General features: G+C 66.8%; 12 protein-coding genes and 1 pseudogene. 6 read left to right on the plus strand and 7 right to left on the minus strand.

What is annotated here, in order from left to right; genetic code table 11:
- Nucleotides 1-192: 192 nt before the first annotated feature.
- From ACFJGT_RS01470 to ACFJGT_RS01495, 6 genes are all read left to right on the plus strand, one after another.
- Nucleotides 193-1,761: an ABC transporter substrate-binding protein gene (locus ACFJGT_RS01470; RefSeq protein WP_377845132.1), complete on the plus strand. Its 1,569-nt coding sequence runs from the start codon at nt 193-195 to the stop codon at nt 1,759-1,761.
- Nucleotides 1,762-1,931: 170 nt separating this feature from the next.
- Entirely contained in the window at nt 1,932-2,924 is a 993-nt protein-coding gene (locus ACFJGT_RS01475) for an ABC transporter permease (protein ID WP_377845135.1), read from the plus strand.
- The gene (locus tag ACFJGT_RS01480; RefSeq protein WP_377845138.1) at nt 2,914-3,849 is read left to right on the plus strand and encodes an ABC transporter permease; all 936 of its coding nucleotides are present in this window, start codon (nt 2,914-2,916) and stop codon (nt 3,847-3,849) included. The genes ACFJGT_RS01475 and ACFJGT_RS01480 overlap by 11 nt, the downstream gene beginning before the upstream one ends.
- An 81-nt stretch (nt 3,850-3,930) precedes the next feature.
- Nucleotides 3,931-5,394: an amidohydrolase family protein gene (locus ACFJGT_RS01485; RefSeq protein ID WP_377848892.1), complete on the plus strand. Its 1,464-nt coding sequence runs from the start codon at nt 3,931-3,933 to the stop codon at nt 5,392-5,394.
- Nucleotides 5,391-6,380 (plus strand): ABC transporter ATP-binding protein, encoded by a 990-nt coding sequence (locus ACFJGT_RS01490; protein WP_377845140.1) that lies wholly within the window; start codon nt 5,391-5,393, stop codon nt 6,378-6,380. Before ACFJGT_RS01485 ends, ACFJGT_RS01490 begins: the two co-directional genes overlap by 4 nt.
- Nucleotides 6,373-7,377, plus strand: coding sequence for an ABC transporter ATP-binding protein (locus ACFJGT_RS01495; RefSeq protein WP_377845142.1), 1,005 nt, complete (start codon nt 6,373-6,375; stop codon nt 7,375-7,377). Before ACFJGT_RS01490 ends, ACFJGT_RS01495 begins: the two co-directional genes overlap by 8 nt.
- Nucleotides 7,378-7,474: 97 nt before the next feature.
- Here the strand turns inward: ACFJGT_RS01495 and ACFJGT_RS01500 are convergent, their stop codons facing one another.
- The 7 genes and pseudogenes from ACFJGT_RS01500 to ACFJGT_RS01530 form a co-directional block, all read right to left on the minus strand.
- Nucleotides 7,475-7,906 carry an OsmC family protein gene (locus tag ACFJGT_RS01500; RefSeq protein ID WP_377845145.1) on the minus strand — a complete coding sequence of 144 codons (432 nt, stop codon included), beginning with the start codon at nt 7,904-7,906 and terminating at the stop codon, nt 7,475-7,477.
- 184 nt (nt 7,907-8,090) lie between these two features.
- Nucleotides 8,091-9,749 carry an OFA family MFS transporter gene (locus ACFJGT_RS01505; RefSeq protein ID WP_377845147.1) on the minus strand — a complete coding sequence of 553 codons (1,659 nt, stop codon included), beginning with the start codon at nt 9,747-9,749 and terminating at the stop codon, nt 8,091-8,093.
- Between the two features lie 95 nt (nt 9,750-9,844).
- Nucleotides 9,845-10,102: a formate dehydrogenase subunit delta gene (locus ACFJGT_RS01510; RefSeq protein WP_377845150.1), complete on the minus strand. Its 258-nt coding sequence runs from the start codon at nt 10,100-10,102 to the stop codon at nt 9,845-9,847.
- A complete protein-coding gene (gene fdhD, locus ACFJGT_RS01515) occupies nt 10,099-10,941 on the minus strand; it encodes a formate dehydrogenase accessory sulfurtransferase FdhD (protein ID WP_377845152.1) in 843 nt (280 codons plus the stop codon). The genes ACFJGT_RS01510 and fdhD overlap by 4 nt, the downstream gene beginning before the upstream one ends.
- Complete coding sequence (gene fdhF / locus ACFJGT_RS01520; protein WP_377845154.1) at nt 10,928-13,810, minus strand: formate dehydrogenase subunit alpha; 2,883 nt, start codon at nt 13,808-13,810, stop codon at nt 10,928-10,930. Before fdhF ends, fdhD begins: the two co-directional genes overlap by 14 nt.
- A gap of 10 nt (nt 13,811-13,820) precedes the next feature.
- Nucleotides 13,821-15,387: pseudogene (locus ACFJGT_RS01525) on the minus strand (formate dehydrogenase beta subunit).
- The gene (locus ACFJGT_RS01530) at nt 15,384-15,860 is read right to left on the minus strand and encodes an NAD(P)H-dependent oxidoreductase subunit E (RefSeq protein WP_377845157.1); all 477 of its coding nucleotides are present in this window, start codon (nt 15,858-15,860) and stop codon (nt 15,384-15,386) included. Before ACFJGT_RS01530 ends, ACFJGT_RS01525 begins: the two are co-directional and overlap by 4 nt.
- Nucleotides 15,861-15,904: the final 44 nt, after the last annotated feature.

The raw sequence follows: 15,904 nt of genomic DNA on the forward strand, positions 1-15,904 counted from the left end.
ATAGCGGGCTCCGCGCCAGTTTCCGCTTGTGTTCAATAATCGCATACAATACGATCATAACATCGTATGCAAGTATGCCTGATAATCGCACACGAAAATGGCGCGCAAAGCGCCAGGTGCATAACGGGACGGCAGAACGCGATCGAGACTCGGTGCAGCCGCGGGCGCGCCGATGCAAAAGGGGAGAAGTCGATGAAGAAGGCCTGGTTGCTGGCGGCCGTCGCCGCCTTTGCGCTCACCGGTGCGGCGGAAGCCAAGACGCTGAAATGGGGCGCGTCGCGCGAGATCGCTTCGCTCGATCCCTATTCCTACGGCGAGACTTTCACGCTGTCCGTGCTGAACCACGTCTATGAAGGGCTGGTGCGCTATACCGGCGATCTCAAGATCGAGCCGGCCCTGGCCGAGTCCTGGGAGACGGTGTCGCCGACCGTCTGGCGCTTCAAGCTGCGCCAGGGCGTCAAGTTCCACAACGGCAACCCCTTCACCGCCGATGACGTCATCGCCTCGCTGGCCCGCGTCACCCACGAGACCTCGCCGCTCAAGGGCAACCTGCCAGCCTACAAGAGCTCGAAGAAGATCGACGACTACACGATCGAGCTTGAGGTCAACGGCCCTTATCCGCTGCTGCTGAACGACCTCACCAACATCTTCATCTTCGACAAGGAGTGGATGGAGGCGAACAATTCGCTGCTCCCGACCGATTCCGGCAAGGGCGTGAAGGGCTATGCCACCGACAATGCCAACGGTACCGGCCCGTTCAAGGTCGAGAGCCGGCGCGCCGATTCCAAGACTGTCTTCGTCAAGAACGCCGCCTGGTGGGACAAGCCGCAGCACAATATCGACGTGATCGAATTCACGCCGATCACCTCCTCCTCGACCCGCGTCGCGGCCATGCTGTCGGGCGAGATCGACTTCACCAATGTCGCCCCGCTGCAGGACCTGCCGCGCCTCTCCGCCTCGCCGGACGTCAAGGTGCTGCAGACCAACGAATTGCGCTCGGTCTTCTTCGCGCTCAATCTCGGCGACAAGCTGATCGAGAGCGACGTCAAGGACAAGAACCCCTTCAAGGACATCCGTGTCCGCGAGGCGCTCTATCGCGCGATCGACATCGATGCCGTGCAGAAGCGCGCGATGCGCGGCCTGTCGCGCAATACCGGTGCGCTCGTCGCCCCGGCGATCCCCGGCTATGAGCCGTCCCAGGACGAGCGCCTGCCCTTCGACCTGCCCGGCGCCAAGAAGCTGCTGGCGGATGCCGGCTATCCCAACGGCTTCTCGTTCCAGATCAACTGCCAGAGCGACTCGCTCGTCAACGAGGAGGAGTTCTGCCAGGCGGTGGCGGCGATGTGGTCGCGCGCCGGCCTGAAGCCGAACCTCAGCATGGCCCCGCGCAGCCAGCAGACGCCGAAGCGCGTCAAGGGCGAGTTCGACGTCATCTCCTTCGGTTGGGCCAACGAGCCGATGATCGACGCCTACTCGCTGCTGGTCCAGGTGCTGCGTTCCAAGAGCGGCACGGGCGGCGTCTTCAACTGGGGCAACTGGGGCGATCCGCGCATCGACGCGCTGATCGACAAGGCCGGCGTCGAGCTCGATACGCCCAAGCGCATCGAGATGATGAAGGAAGCGCTCAAGATCGCCAAGCAGGAGCAGCTCTTCATTCCGCTGCACCAGCAGCCGATGGCCTGGGCGATGCGCAACACGGTCGTCTCGACGGTGCAGGCCTCGGACAACAAGCCGCGGCTCTGGCTGACCATGATGAAGTGACGGATTGTCATTCCGGGGCTTCGCGTAGCGAAGAACCCGGAACCCACGACTGGGCTCTACGCGCAAAACGACATGAGGCGCCGCTCACCCGGTCGTGGGTTCCGGGTTCGCGCCTCCGGCGCGCCCCGGAATGACAAAAGCATCCGCCTAGTGCAGGGAGTCGCAAGACCATGCCGGCCTTTCTCTTCAAGCGACTGCTCAACTCTGCCGGCGTCATGCTGGCGGTGGCCTTTCTCGCCTTCCTAATCTTCCGCTTCGTCGGCGACCCCGTCGAGCTGATGCTGAACGAGCAGGCGAGCCAGCAGCAGCGCGATGAACTGCGCGTCCGCCTCGGCCTCGACAAGGGCTTCGTGCTGCAATACGCGACCTTCGTCGGCAATGCGGTGCGCGGCGATTTCGGTATCTCCTACCGCAACCAGCAGGACGTCTTCACGCTGATCTCGGAGCGCTTCCCGGCGACCTTCGAGCTGGTGCTGGTCGCGACCTTCCTGTCGCTCGCCGTCGGTGTCCCGCTCGGTGTCTACACCGCGATCCGACGAGACAGTTTCATCGCCAAGACCTTGCAATTCGTCTCGGTGCTCGGGGTTTCCCTGCCGAGCTTCGCGCTCGGCATCCTCTTCATCCTGATCTTCTCGGTGACGCTGCAATGGCTGCCGGCCTTCGGGCGCGGCGAGGTCGTGCAGATCGGCTGGTGGAGCACCGGCCTGCTCACCGCCTCTGGCCGCAAGGCGCTGATCCTGCCCGGCATCACGCTCTCGCTCTTCCAGATCACGCTGGTGATGCGGCTTGTGCGCGCCGAGATGCTGGAGACCATGCGCACCGACTTCATCCGCTTCGCGAGGGCGCGCGGCCTGCCGTCCCGCGCTGTCCATTTCGGACACGCGCTGCGCAACTGCCTGATGCCGGTCATCACTGTCACCGGCCTGCAGATCGGCAATCTCATCGCCTTCGCGCTCGTCACCGAGACGGTGTTCCAGTGGCCGGGCATGGGCATGCTCTTCGTCCAGGCCGTGACCTTCGTCGATATCCCGGTGATGGCGGCCTATCTGATCGTCGTCTCCTTCATCTTCGTCACGCTGAACACGCTGGTCGACCTGACCTATGCCTGGGTCGACCCGCGCCTGCGCGAGGACGCGCTGACGGGGGGTGCAAATGCCCGCTGACACCGTGAAAACGCCCGGCCGCCTGCGCCGCTTCCTCGACAGCGACATCGGCTGGAGCTTCTGCCACACGCCGGTCGCCTGGCTCTCGACGCTGGTGCTCGCGCTGCTTGTCCTGACCGCGCTCTTCGCGCCGCTGATCGCGCCGCAGAACCCCTACGACCTCGCGCAGGTCTTCATCGACAAGGCCGAAATCCCGCCGATCTGGCAGGAGAATGGCGAGTGGCCCTTCCTGCTCGGCACGGACCCGCAGGGCCGCGACGTGCTCTCGGCCATTCTCTACGGCTCGCGCATCTCGCTGATCATCGGTTTCTCCGCCGTCGTCGTCTCGATGCTGATCGGCGTCTCGATCGGCCTCACCGCCGGCTTCTATGGCGGGCGCGTCGACAACCTGCTGATGCGGCTGGGCGACACCGTGCTCTCGATCCCGACGCTGCTGATGGCGATCCTGGTCTCGGCGATCTTCCGCGAGATGCTGCCGCCGGCCCTGCGCGAGCCCTTCTCCGCCGTGGTGCTGGTGCTGTCGATCGCGCTGACGAGCTGGGTGCAATATGCCCGCACCGTGCGCGCGCTGACCATGGTCGAGCGCCGCAAGGAATACGTGCTCGCCGCCCGCATCATCAAGGTGCCGGCGACCCGGATCATGGGCCGCCACATCCTGCCCAACACGATGACGCCGGTGCTGGTTTCGGCGACGCTCAGTCTCGGCCTCGCCATCCTCTCCGAGGCGACGCTGTCCTTCCTCGGAGTCGGCATGCCGATCACCCAGCCCTCGCTGGGAACGCTGATCCGCATCGGCAACCAGTACCTGTTCTCCGGCTCGTGGTGGCTCGTCGTCTTCCCCTCGCTGCAGCTCGGCCTGATCGTGCTCTCGGTCAATCTGCTCGGCGACTGGCTGCGCGACGCGCTGAACCCGAAGCTGCGCTGAGACCATGGCCCGGAATGGCATTTTGATGAGGACCAGCCTGTGAGCCTGCAAGCCAAGAAGCGTCCCGAAGGCCGCATCCTGATGACCGCGCGCTGGGTTGTCGGCCATAAGGACGGCCGCCATCGCCTCTATGAGAATGGCGAGGTCGTGTTCGAGAACGGCGAGGTCGTGTTCGTCGGCCACGGTTTCTCGGGCGAGGTCAGCAGGCGGATCGACTACGGCCATGCCCTGATCGGGCCGGGCTTCGTCGATTGCGACGCGCTCTCCGACCTCGACACCACCATCCTCGGCTATGACAACCAGCCGGCCTGGAAGAAGGGCCGCGTCTGGCCGCGCAGCTATCTCGATGCCGGTCCCTACGAGATGTATACCCGCGAGGAGCTGGCCTTCCAGAAGCGCTATGCCTTCTCCCAGTTGATCCGCAATGGCATCACCACGGCGCTGCCGATCGCCTCGCTGTTCTATCGCGCCTGGGGCGAGACGGTGCAGGAATTCGAGGACGCCGCGGTGGCCGCCGCCGATCTCGGCATGCGCGCCTATCTCGGCCCGGCCTATCGCACCGGTAACCAGGTCGTCGAAAGCGACGGGCGCGTCGTCACCTATTACGAGGAGGAGCGTGGCCTCGCCGAGCTCGATGCGGCCATCGATTTCGCCAGGCGCCATGAGGGGCAGGCAGGCGGCCTGATCCGCGCGATGTTCGCGCCGGACCGCATCGAGACCTCGACGGCCGAGCTGCTGCGCCGTACGGCCGCCGCCTCGCGCGAGCTCGACATCCCCGTCCGGCTGCATTGCTGCCAGTCGAAGATCGAGTACGACCTCGTCCTCGCCCAGCACGGCATGAGCCCGCCGGAATGGCTGGAGAGCCTCGGCTTCCTCAACGAGCGCTGCTTGCTGCCGCATGGCACCGTCGTCTCCGGCAGCCGCCTGATCGACCGTCCCGGGCGCGACCTCGAGATCATCCGCGATTCCGGCGCCAGCATCGTGCATTGCCCGCTGGTCTCGGGCCGGCACGGCAACAGCATCAACCATTTCGGCAGCTACCGCGCGATGGGCCTCAACATCGCCATGGGCACCGACACCGCCCCGCCGGACATGGTGCTGAACATGCAGACCGGTATGATCCTCTCCCGCACCATGGCCGGCAATGTCGGCGCCGTGCGCTCCGAGGATTATTACGACGCGGCGACCCTCGGCGGCGCCAACGCTTTGCAGCGGCCCGATCTCGGCCGCCTCCAGCCGGGTTCGCGCGCCGATATCACCGTCTTCGAGTTCGACCGGCCGCATAGCGGGCAGGTCATCGACCCCATCCAGACGATGATGCTGACCGGCCATGGCCGCGACTTCGCGACCGTGGTGATCGACGGCCGCTTCGTCATGGAGAACCGGGCGATCCCCGGCCAGGACGAGGCCGCCGACAACGCCCGCGCCCAGAAGCAGTTCGAAGGCGTGATGGCGCGCTATCCCGAGCGCACGCTCGGCCACCCGCCGATGAGCGAGATCTTCTCGTCGAGCTACCCGATCGAACGCAGCGAGGCCTCTGCATGACCGCGCCCGCCGCCGCGCCTCTCCTCTCCGTGCGCGACCTGCGCATCGTCTTCGACGGCCGCCATGGCCCGTTGACGGCGCTCGACGGCGTCTCCTTCGACATTGCGCCCGGCGAGATCTTGGGCGTGGTCGGTGAATCCGGGGCGGGCAAGTCCCTGACCGGCACCGCGGTGATCGGCCTGCTCGATCCGCCGGGCCGTATCGCCGGCGGCGAGATCCATCTTTCCGGCCAGCGCATCGACAATCTGCCGGCCGAGCAGATGCGCAAGCTGCGCGGCCGCCGCATCGGCGCGATCTTCCAGGACCCGCTGACCTCGCTGCATCCTTTGCTCAAGGTCGGCGACCAGCTCGTCGAGACCATCCTGACCCATCTGCCGGTCAGCCGCGCGGAAGCCCGCAAGCGTGCGCTCGACCTGCTCAAGGAGGTCGGCATCCCCGCCGCCGAGTCGCGCATCGACGCCTACCCGCACCAGTTTTCGGGCGGCATGCGCCAGCGTGTCGTCATCGCGCTCGCGCTCTGCGCCGAGCCTTCGCTGATCATCGCCGACGAGCCGACGACGGCGCTCGACGTCTCGATCCAGGCCCAGATCACCACCTTGCTGAAGCGCCTTTGCCGCGAGCACGGCACGGCGATCATGCTGGTCACCCACGATATGGGCGTCATCGCCGAGACGGCCGACCGGGTCGCGGTGATGTATGCCGGCCGCATCGTCGAGATCGGCCCGGTCCAGGAAGTGACGCGCCGACCGAGCCATCCCTATACGGCCGGCCTGATGGCCTCGATCCCGAGCGTCCATGTCCGCCACGAGCATCTCAACCAGATCGACGGCGCCATGCCGCGCCTCAACGCCATCCCGCCGGGCTGCGCCTTCAATCCGCGCTGCGGCCGGGCGGAGGATTTCTGCCGCGAGCACAAGCCCGGCCTGCCCCCGACCGGGCATGCCGCGGCCTGCCATTTCCCCCTGAAGGAGGCGGTCCATGCTTGAGCAGGCTTCGACGCTCGCGCCCGCCCGGACCGCTGGCGGCGACATCATTCTCGATGTCGAGGCGGCCAGCTGCCGCTTCGACGTCTCGGCGCCAGCCCTGTCGCGCCTGTTTTCGAAAGAGCCGCGCCGCATCCTGCGCGCGGTCGAGAGCGTCTCCTTCACCGTCCGCCGCGGCACGACCTACAGCATCGTCGGTGAATCCGGCTGCGGAAAGTCGACGCTGGCGCGCATGGTCGTCGGCCTCCAGCGGCCGACCGAGGGCAAGCTCAGTTTCCGCGACATCCGCCGTGCCGACGGCACCATCGGTCCGCCGCGCGTGCAGATGATCTTCCAGGACCCTTACGCCTCGCTCAACCCGCGCTGGCGCGTCGGCGATATCATCGCCGAGCCGATCCGCGAGCTGAACCTGCGCGCCGACGAGACGGCGATCCAGCAGCGCGTCGGAGACCTGCTCGAAGTGGTGGGCCTGTCGCGCACCGATGCCAGCCGCTATCCGCATGCCTTTTCCGGTGGCCAGCGCCAGCGCATCTCGATTGCGCGCGCGCTCGCGACCGAGGCCGATTTCCTCGTCTGCGACGAGCCGACCTCGGCGCTCGACGTCTCCGTTCAGGCGCAGATCCTCAACCTGATGGTCAGGCTGCAGAAGGAATTCGGGCTGACCTATCTCTTCATCAGCCACAATCTCTCGGTCGTCCGCCACATGTCGGACGATCTCGCGATCATGTATCTCGGCCGCTTCGTCGAGGCAGGTCCGGCCGAGCAGGTCTTCACCCGGCCGCAGCACCCCTATACGCGCCTGCTGCTCGACACGATCCCCGATGTCGAGCGGCCGAACCGGGAGCGCCGGCCGATGTCCGGAGAGGTGCCGAGCCCGATCAATCCGCCGGCCGGCTGCACCTTCAACCCGCGCTGCGCCCAGGCGGCCGATCGCTGCCGCGTCGAGCGGCCGGAGCTGCGCCAGCTGGGTGGCGTCGAGGTGTCCTGCCACTTCGCCTGATGGGCCGGGTGCCGCTGACCGCTGTTCCTTGCGCTAGGCTTGTCATTCCGGGTTCGCGCCTGCAGCGCGCCCCGGAATGACAAAGGGCGCGCCCGTCTCAACCCACCAATGTCGCCTCGAGCGTGATCGGCGCCTTGAACAGCTTCGAGACCGGGCAGCCGGCCTTGGCCTTGTCGGCCAGGGACTGGAAGGTCGCCTGGTCGGTGCCGGGCACCTTGCCCTTCAGCGTCAGGTGGATCGCGGTGATGGCGTAGCCGTCGTCGAGCTTGTCGAGCGTCACGCGCGCCGTGGTGTCGAGCGCATCGGCCTTGAGATTGGCTTCTCCCAGGATGAGCGACAGCGCCATGGTGAAGCAGGCCGCATGCGCCGCGCCGATCAACTCCTCGGGGTTGCTGCCGGACTTGCCTTCGAAGCGGCTGGCGAAGCCGTAAGGGTAGGCGTCGAGCGCCTTGGTCTCGGTCGAGATCGTCCCCTTGCCGTCCTTGATGCCGCCTTCCCAATGGGCCGCGCCGGTCTTGTTGATCGCCATGATGCTGTCTCCTGTTGGCTTGGGTTGCTTGCGGCGCCTGAACGCAGCCAGTCCTGCAGTAACGGCCGAGTGCGCTTGTGGTTCGTCCGCGCGATGGCCGGGCGGAGCGTAACAGCACCTCATGACAGCGAAAGGCCCGCGCCGGCTTTCCGACGCGGGCCTCGTGGGTGCTCTTGCGCGCCGCTTAGCGGAACAGCGCCAGCGACTTCGACAGCGTGATCCAGACACCCCAGGCGATCGGCAGGCCGACCACGGCCCAGGCGAGGAGCGCCGTGCCGTCGAATCCGCCCTTGCCGATGCCGTAGGAGCCGTAATGGGCCGTCGCATCGACGCTCGCCGACCGCTTCTGCAATGCCGCGACCTCGGCATCCTTCATGAACCACTTCGCCGCGACCGGGCGGACCAGCAGGTTGCAGAGGAAGCCGAGCACCAGCATGCCGGCGAGGATGTACATCGTGCGGTCATAGACCTGCGCGCGCGGCACGCCGGCATTGATCTGCGCCTCGCGGATGTAGTTTACGACGACCGGGCCGATGATGCCGGCGGTCGACCACGCCGTCAGCAGGCGGCCATGGATGGCGCCGACGAACTGCGTCCCGAACATGTCGGCGAGATAGGCCGGCACCGTCGCGAAGCCGCCACCATACATCGACAGGATGATGCAGAAGAAGCCGACGAAGAGCGCCAGCGATCCGGCATGCGCCGCCCAGGGCGAGAGCGCATAGAGCAGGATGCCGAGCCCGAAGAAGGTGGCATAGGTCAGCTTGCGGCCGAGCTTGTCCGAGAGCGAGGCCCAGAAGAAGCGCCCGACGATGTTGAACAGCGAGAGCAGGCCGACGAAGGCCGCCGCGATCGTGGCGATCTGCGTCTTCTGCCCGGCGTCGAGCGCGGCGAAGCCGATTTCCGGCTGGCCGATAAGCTTGCCCGCGAAGATCTCCTGCAGCATCGGCGAGGCCATGCCGAGCACGCCGATGCCGGCAGAGACGTTGAGGCAGAGCACGGCCCAGATCAGCCAGAACTGCTTGGTCTTGTGTGCGTTCTGAAGATGGACATGGCCCGAAGTGATCATCGCGTTCTGCGTCGCCGGCGGGGTCCAGCCGTCGGGGCGCCAGTTCGCCGGCGGCACGCGATAGCCGAAGGTGCCGGCCATCATGAACACGAAATAGATCGCGGCCATCGCGACGAAGGTCTGCCAGACGCCGACCGAGGCCGGGGTCTTGAAATAGTTCATCAGCATGTCCGCCAGCGGCGAGCCGATCATGGCGCCGCCGCCGAAGCCCATGATCGCCATGCCGGTCGCCATGCCGCGCCGGTCCGGGAACCATTTCACCAGGGTCGAGACGGGGGAGATATAGCCGAGGCCGAGGCCGATGCCGCCGATCACGCCGGAGCCCAGCCACATCATCCAGAGCTGGTGCCAGTAGATGCCGAGCGCCGAGATCAGCAGGCCGCCGCACCAGCACAGGGTCGAGACGAAGGCCGCCTTGCGCGGGCCGACGCGCTCCAACCAGCCGCCCCAGATCGCGGCGGAGGAACCGAGGAAGACGAAGAACAGCGTATACATCCAGCCGAGATCGGCGACCTTCCAGTCGCAGGCGGTGGTGAACAGCGAGCCGATCAGGCCGACATCCGCAGCGCAGGCGACGGGCTTGGTGATGCCGATCGCCTGGCTCAGCGGCAGCCAGAACACCGAGAAGCCATAGGCCATGCCGATGCAGAGATGGATGCAGAGCGCGGCCGGTGGCACGAGCCAGCGGTTGAAGCCGGCCTTGGCGATGGTCCGTTCGCGGTCGAGCAGGCCGATGCCGCCGCCGACCTGTCCGATATCCTGTGCGACACTCATTCCCCAGTTCCTTTCCCCATGGCTTCGCCGATCGGGCCGGGTAGGGTCCCAGCTCGTTGTCATCTCTTGTCGCCGGCAGGGCCGGCGTCTGGCTGCTAACCTCCGCGCCCCGGCCTGATCAGCGGCATGGCATGCCGCAGCAGGGGCGTGAGGTCCTCCGGCCGGTTGGCGAAAGCGGCGAGGAAATCCCCACGCATGCGTCCGGTCCAGAACTGGTTGATATGGTCGGCAACGGAGCGGGCGGCCTCCGCCTCCGGATAGGCCTTGAAGAAATCGGCGATCTGCCCGGCCATGCGCCGGAGCTTCTCGACGTTTTCGGCGTGGTGATCGGTGGTCAGGCCGGCCTCCGTCATCGGGCGATCGTCTCGGTTTCGGGTGCGAGCGCACCGGTGAAGACGATGCAGCCGTCGCGCCGTGCGACCGCGGCGAGCGTCAGGCCGAGATGACGCGCACGCTCGATCGCGAGCGAGGTCGGCGCGGAGATCGCGACCAGCGTTCCCGCGCCGAAGATCGCGGCCTTCTCGACCATCTCGAAGGAGGCGCGGCTGGTGACGAGCAGGAAGCCCTCGCTGGCATCCGCCCCGGCGCGCAGCCGCGCGCCGATCAGCTTGTCGAGCGCGTTGTGGCGGCCGACATCCTCGCGCACCGCCAGGATCGCGCCGGAGGCGTCGCACCAGGCGGCGCCATGGACGGCGCGGGTGAGTTGGTTCAGCGGCTGGTGCTTGTCGAGCGCAGATAGCGCAGCCTCGATCGCCGCGGCAGATACGGCGCGTGAAGCCCGCGTCGCGGCATCGGCCATCGGAATTTCTTCGATGGTCTCGACCCCGCAGAGCCCGCAGGAGGTCCGGCCCGAGAGATTGCGCCGCCGCGCCAGATGCTCGCGGAAGCGGCCCGGCGCGAGCTCGACGGCGACGATCACGCCTTCGTCCTTCGGCTCGACCGCGATGCTGCGGATCTCGTCCGCGCCGCGCACGATGCCCTCGGTCAGGCTGAAGCCGGTGACGAAATCCTCGAGATCGGACGGGCTCGCCATCATCACCGCATAGGGCATGTTGCCGTAGACGATGTTGATGGGCGTCTCGACCGCAACCTCGATCTCGCGCGCATCGTCCTGCGCCGCGCCGAAGCGCAGCGGCCGAGCCGTGACGGCGGCCGAGGCCGGCGGCTGGGCGTGCGGGTTATTCCGCGGCATCGGGCAGGCGCTCCGCGATCCGGCGCAAGGTCACGTCCTCTTCGAAATTCTTCTCCTGCCAGGCGGAATAAGCGTTCGTGCGCCGGACGTCGACGGCGGTGACCTTGTATTCCGGGCAGTTCGTCGCCCAGTCCGAATAATCGGTGGTGATGACGTTGGCGCCGGTCTTGGCGTGGTGGAAGGTCGTATAGACCACGCCCGGCTGCATCCGCTCGGAGATCACCGCCCTGAGCGCGATGTCGCCCGAGCGGCTGGCGAGCGCGACGAGATCGCCGTCGCGGATGCCGCGGCTTTCGGCGTCGAAGGGGTGGATTTCCAGCACGTCCTCGTCATGCCAGGCGCCGTTCTCGGTGCGCCGGGTCTGCGCGCCGACATTGTATTGCGAGAGGATGCGGCCCGTCGTGAGCAGCAGCGGGAAGCGCGGCCCCGTCCGCTCGTCGGTGGGGACATATTCGGTGATCATGAACTTGCCCTTGCCGCGCACGAAGCGGTCGACATGCATCAAGGGCGTGCCGGTCGGCGCCTTGTCGTTGCAGGGCCACTGCACCGAGCCGAGCTTGTCCAGCTTGTCATAGGAGACGCCGGCGAAGCTCGGGGTGAGCCGCGCGATCTCGTCCATGATCTCGCTGGGATGGCCATAGGCCATCTCGTAGCCCAGCGCGCGGGCCAGATCGATCGTCACCTGCCACTCGTCCTTGCCGGCCAGCGGCGCCATCACCTGCCGCACGCGGTTGATGCGGCGCTCGGCATTGGTGAAGGTGCCGTCCTTCTCCAGGAAGGAGGCGCCGGGCAGGAAGACATGGGCGTATTTCGCCGTCTCGTTCAGGAAGATGTCCTGGATGACGACGCATTCCATCGAGGCGAGGCCCGCCGTGACATGCTTGGTGTTCGGGTCCGACTGGGCGATGTCCTCGCCCTGGACGTAGAGGCCCTTGAAGGTGCCCTCGACCGCCTCGTCCAGCATGTTGTTGATACGCAGGCCCTGCTCGGGATCGAGCGGCACGCCCCAGAGCATCTCGAAGACCTGTCGCGTCGAATCGTCGGAGACGTGGCGATAGCCCGAGAATTCGTGCGGGAAGGAGCCCATGTCGCAGGAGCCCTGGACATTGTTCTGCCCGCGCAGCGGATTGATGCCGACGCCGTCGCGCCCGATATTGCCGGTCGCCATGGCGAGGTTCGCCATCGCCATCACCGTGGTCGAGCCCTGGCTGTGCTCGGTGACGCCGAGCCCGTAATAGATCGCGCCATTGCCGCCGGTGGCATAGAGCCGCGCCGCGGCGCGCACATCCGCCGCCGGCACGCCGGTATAGGTCTCGCTCGCTTCCGGCGAGTTCTCCTCTCGGGCGACGAAGCGGGCCCAATGCTCGAAATCGCCGAGATCGCAGCGCTCGCGCACATAGGCCTCGTCGATCAGCCCCTCGGTGACGACGACATGGCTCAGCGCATTGAGCAGCGCGACATTGGTGCCGGGACGCAGCGGCAGGTGGTAGTCCGCCTTCACATGCGGCGACTGCACCATGTCGATCCGGCGGGGATCGGCGACGATCAGCTTGGCGCCCTGGCGGATGCGCTTCTTCATGCGCGAGGCAAAGACCGGGTGTCCGTCGGTCGGATTGGCGCCGATGACCAGGATGACGTCGGATTTGGCGACCGACTTGAAATCCTGCGTGCCGGCCGAGGTGCCGAGCGTCGTCCTGAGGCCATAGCCGGTCGGCGAGTGGCAGACGCGGGCGCAGGTATCGACATTGTTGTTGCGGAAGGCGGCGCGCACCAGCTTCTGGACGAGGAAGACCTCCTCGTTGGTGCAGCGCGAGGAGGTGATGGCGCCGACCGATTCACGGCCATATTGCGCCTGGATGCGCTTGAACTCGGAAGCCGCGTAATTGATCGCCTCTTCCCAGGAGACTTCGCGCCACGGGTCGGTGATCTTCGCCCGGATCATCGGCTTGGTGATGCGGTCGGTATGGGTGGCATAGCCCCAGGCGAAGCGGCCCTTCACGCAGGAATGGCCCTCGTTCGCCTTGCCGTCCTTGTAGGGCACCATGCGGATGACGCGGTCGCCCTGCATCTCGGCCTTGAAGGAGCAGCCGACGCCGCAATAGGCGCAGGTCGTCACGACCGAATGCTCGGGCTGGCCGTGCTCGATGACCTTGTTTTCCATCAGCGTCGCCGTCGGGCAGGCCTGCACGCAGGCGCCGCAGGAGACGCATTCCGAACCCAGGAAATCGGTCGGCCCTGCCGCGACGCGCGAGTCGAAGCCACGCCCCGTGATCGTCAGGGCGAAGGTGCCCTGCACCTCCTCGCAAGCCCGCACGCAGCGATTGCAGACGATGCATTTCGACGGGTCGTAGGTGAAGTACGGATTCGAGGTGTCCTTCGCGAGCCAGTTCTCGTTGGCGAGGCCGTCGGAGGTCTTGGCGAAGACATGGTTCTCGCCCTCGTAGCCGTAGCGCACCTCGCGCAGGCCCACGGCGCCGGCCATGTCCTGCAATTCGCAATCGCCATTGGCCGAGCAGGTCAGGCAGTCCAGCGGATGGTCGGAGATGTAGAGCTCCATCACCCCCTTGCGCAGGCCCGACAGATTCTCCGACTGGGTACGGACGACCATGCCCTCTTCAGCCGGCGTCGTGCAGGAGGCCGGCGTGCCGCGCCGTCCTTCGATCTCGACGAGGCAGAGCCGGCAGGAGCCGAAGGGTTCGAGCGAGTCGGTGGCGCAGAGCTTCGGGATCTTGGTGCCGAGGCTCATGGCGGCGGCCATCACCGAGGTGCCCGCCGGGACCGTGACGCTCTGGCCGTCGATGGTCAGCGTCACCGTCTTCTCGGAGAGGCGGATCGGCGTGCCGTAGTCGATTTCCTTGATCAGGCTCATCGTGGCCTCCTCACTCGGCTGCCAGCGGCAGCGGAGGACGGTCGAAATCCTCGGGGAAATGGTTGAGCGCGCTCAGCACCGGCATCGGGGTCAGGCCGCCCATGGCGCAGAGTGAAGCGTCGGTCATCAGCTTCGAGAGATCGCGCAGCACCGCAATGTTCTTTGGAACCTCGGTGCCGGCGATGATGCGGTCCATCACCTCGACGCCGCGTGTCGCGCCGATGCGGCAGGGCGTGCACTTGCCGCAGCTTTCCTTGGCGCAGAATTCGAAGGCGAAGCGGGCCTGTTTGGCCATGTCGACGCTGTCGTCGAACACGACGATGCCGCCATGGCCGAGCATCGCCCGCATCGCCGCGAGCGCCTCGTAATCCATCTGCACGTCGAGCTGACCGGCCGTGAGATAGGCGCCGAGCGGCCCGCCGACCTGCACGGCCCGGATCGGCCGGCCCGACAGCGTGCCGCCGCCCATATCCTCGATGATCTCGCGCAAGCTGATGCCGAAAGCGAGCTCGATCAGCCCGCCGCGCCTGACATTGCCGCCGAGCTGGATCGGCAGCGTGCCGCGCGAGCGGCCCATGCCGTAATCGGCATAGGCCTGTGCGCCATGGTCCATGATCCACGGCACGGCGGCGAAGGAGAGCACGTTGTTGACGATGGTCGGCTTGCCGAACAGGCCCTGCAGCGCGGGCAGCGGCGGCTTGGCCCGGACGATGGCGCGCTTGCCTTCGAGGCTTTCCAGCAGCGAGGTCTCTTCGCCGCAGATATAGGCGCCGGCCCCGAGCCGGACTTCGAGATGGAAGGCGTGCTGCGAGCCCATCACCGAGGCGCCGATCAGCCCGGCGGCTTCCGCCTTCAGGATCGCGCGCTGGAGCGTGCGATGGGCGTGCGGATATTCCGAGCGCAGGTAGATATAGCCGCGTGTCGCGCCGACCGCGATCGCGGCGATCGTCATGCCCTCGATCACGATATAGGGGTCGCCCTCGAACAGCATCCGGTCGGCGAAGGTGCCGCTATCGCCCTCGTCGGCATTGCAGACGATGTATTTTCTGGTCCGCCCTGGCGTCGTGGACGGTCTTCCATTTGATGCCGGTCGGGAAGCCGGCGCCGCCGCGGCCGCGCAGGCCGGAGGCCTTCACCGCCTCGACGATCTCGCCGCCGGTGTGCGCCAGCGCCTTCTCCAGCCCCTTGAAGCCGCCATGGGCGCGGTATTCGGCAATCGAGAGCGGGTCGATGACGCCGACGCGCTCGAAGGTGAGGCGCTGCTGGCGCTTCATCCAGTTCAGCTCCTCGGTCTTGCCGAGGCGCAAGGCGTGAGCGCCGCCCGAGACGAAGCCGGCATCGAACAGCGACGCGACGTCCTTGGCCGCGACCGGCCCGTAGGCGATGCGGCCTTCAGGCGTCTCGACCTCGACCAGCGGCTCCAGCCAGAGCATGCCGCGCGAGCCGTTGCGGACGATCTCGACGGAAAGCCCGCGCGTCGTCGCTTCGCTGGCGATGGCCTGCGCGACGGCTTCCGCGCCGACCGACAGGGCGGCGGCGTCGATGGGAACGAAGATGCGGACCGGTGCGGCGCTCATGAATGCGCCTTTCCGTGCTGGCAGAGCCCGGCGATGCGGGCGGCGTCAACGCGCCCGATCAACTCGCCATCGATCAGGGCCGAGGGCCCGAGCGCGCAATTGCCGAGACAATACACCGTTTCGACGATGGCGTCGCCGGCATGGTGGTCGTCGACCGCGATGCCATGGTTGCGAGCAAGCTCGTCGACCACGCTCTCGCAGCCCAAGGCCTGGCAAGCCTCGGCCCGGCAGAGCTTGATGACGCGCGTCGGCTTCGGGGCGGTCTTGAAGTCGTGATAGAAGGAGATCGCGCCATGGACCTCGGCGCGCGACAGGTTCAGCACTTCCGCGATCAAAGGCACGGCCTGCGGGTCGACATAGCCGAACTCGTCCTGAAGGGCGTGCAGCATCGGCAGCGTGGCGCCTTCGAGATGCGCCAGTCCCGCCACGATCATGCGTGCGCTGTCCTGATCCCAGGCCGGATAACCCGCCATCTTTCCTCCATAGGCCCGGTTCGCCGGGCGCTCGTTAAGGGGAG

The sequence above is a fragment of the Allobosea sp. UC22_33 genome (assembly GCF_042700715.1).
GTDB lineage: Bacteria > Pseudomonadota > Alphaproteobacteria > Rhizobiales > Beijerinckiaceae > Allobosea.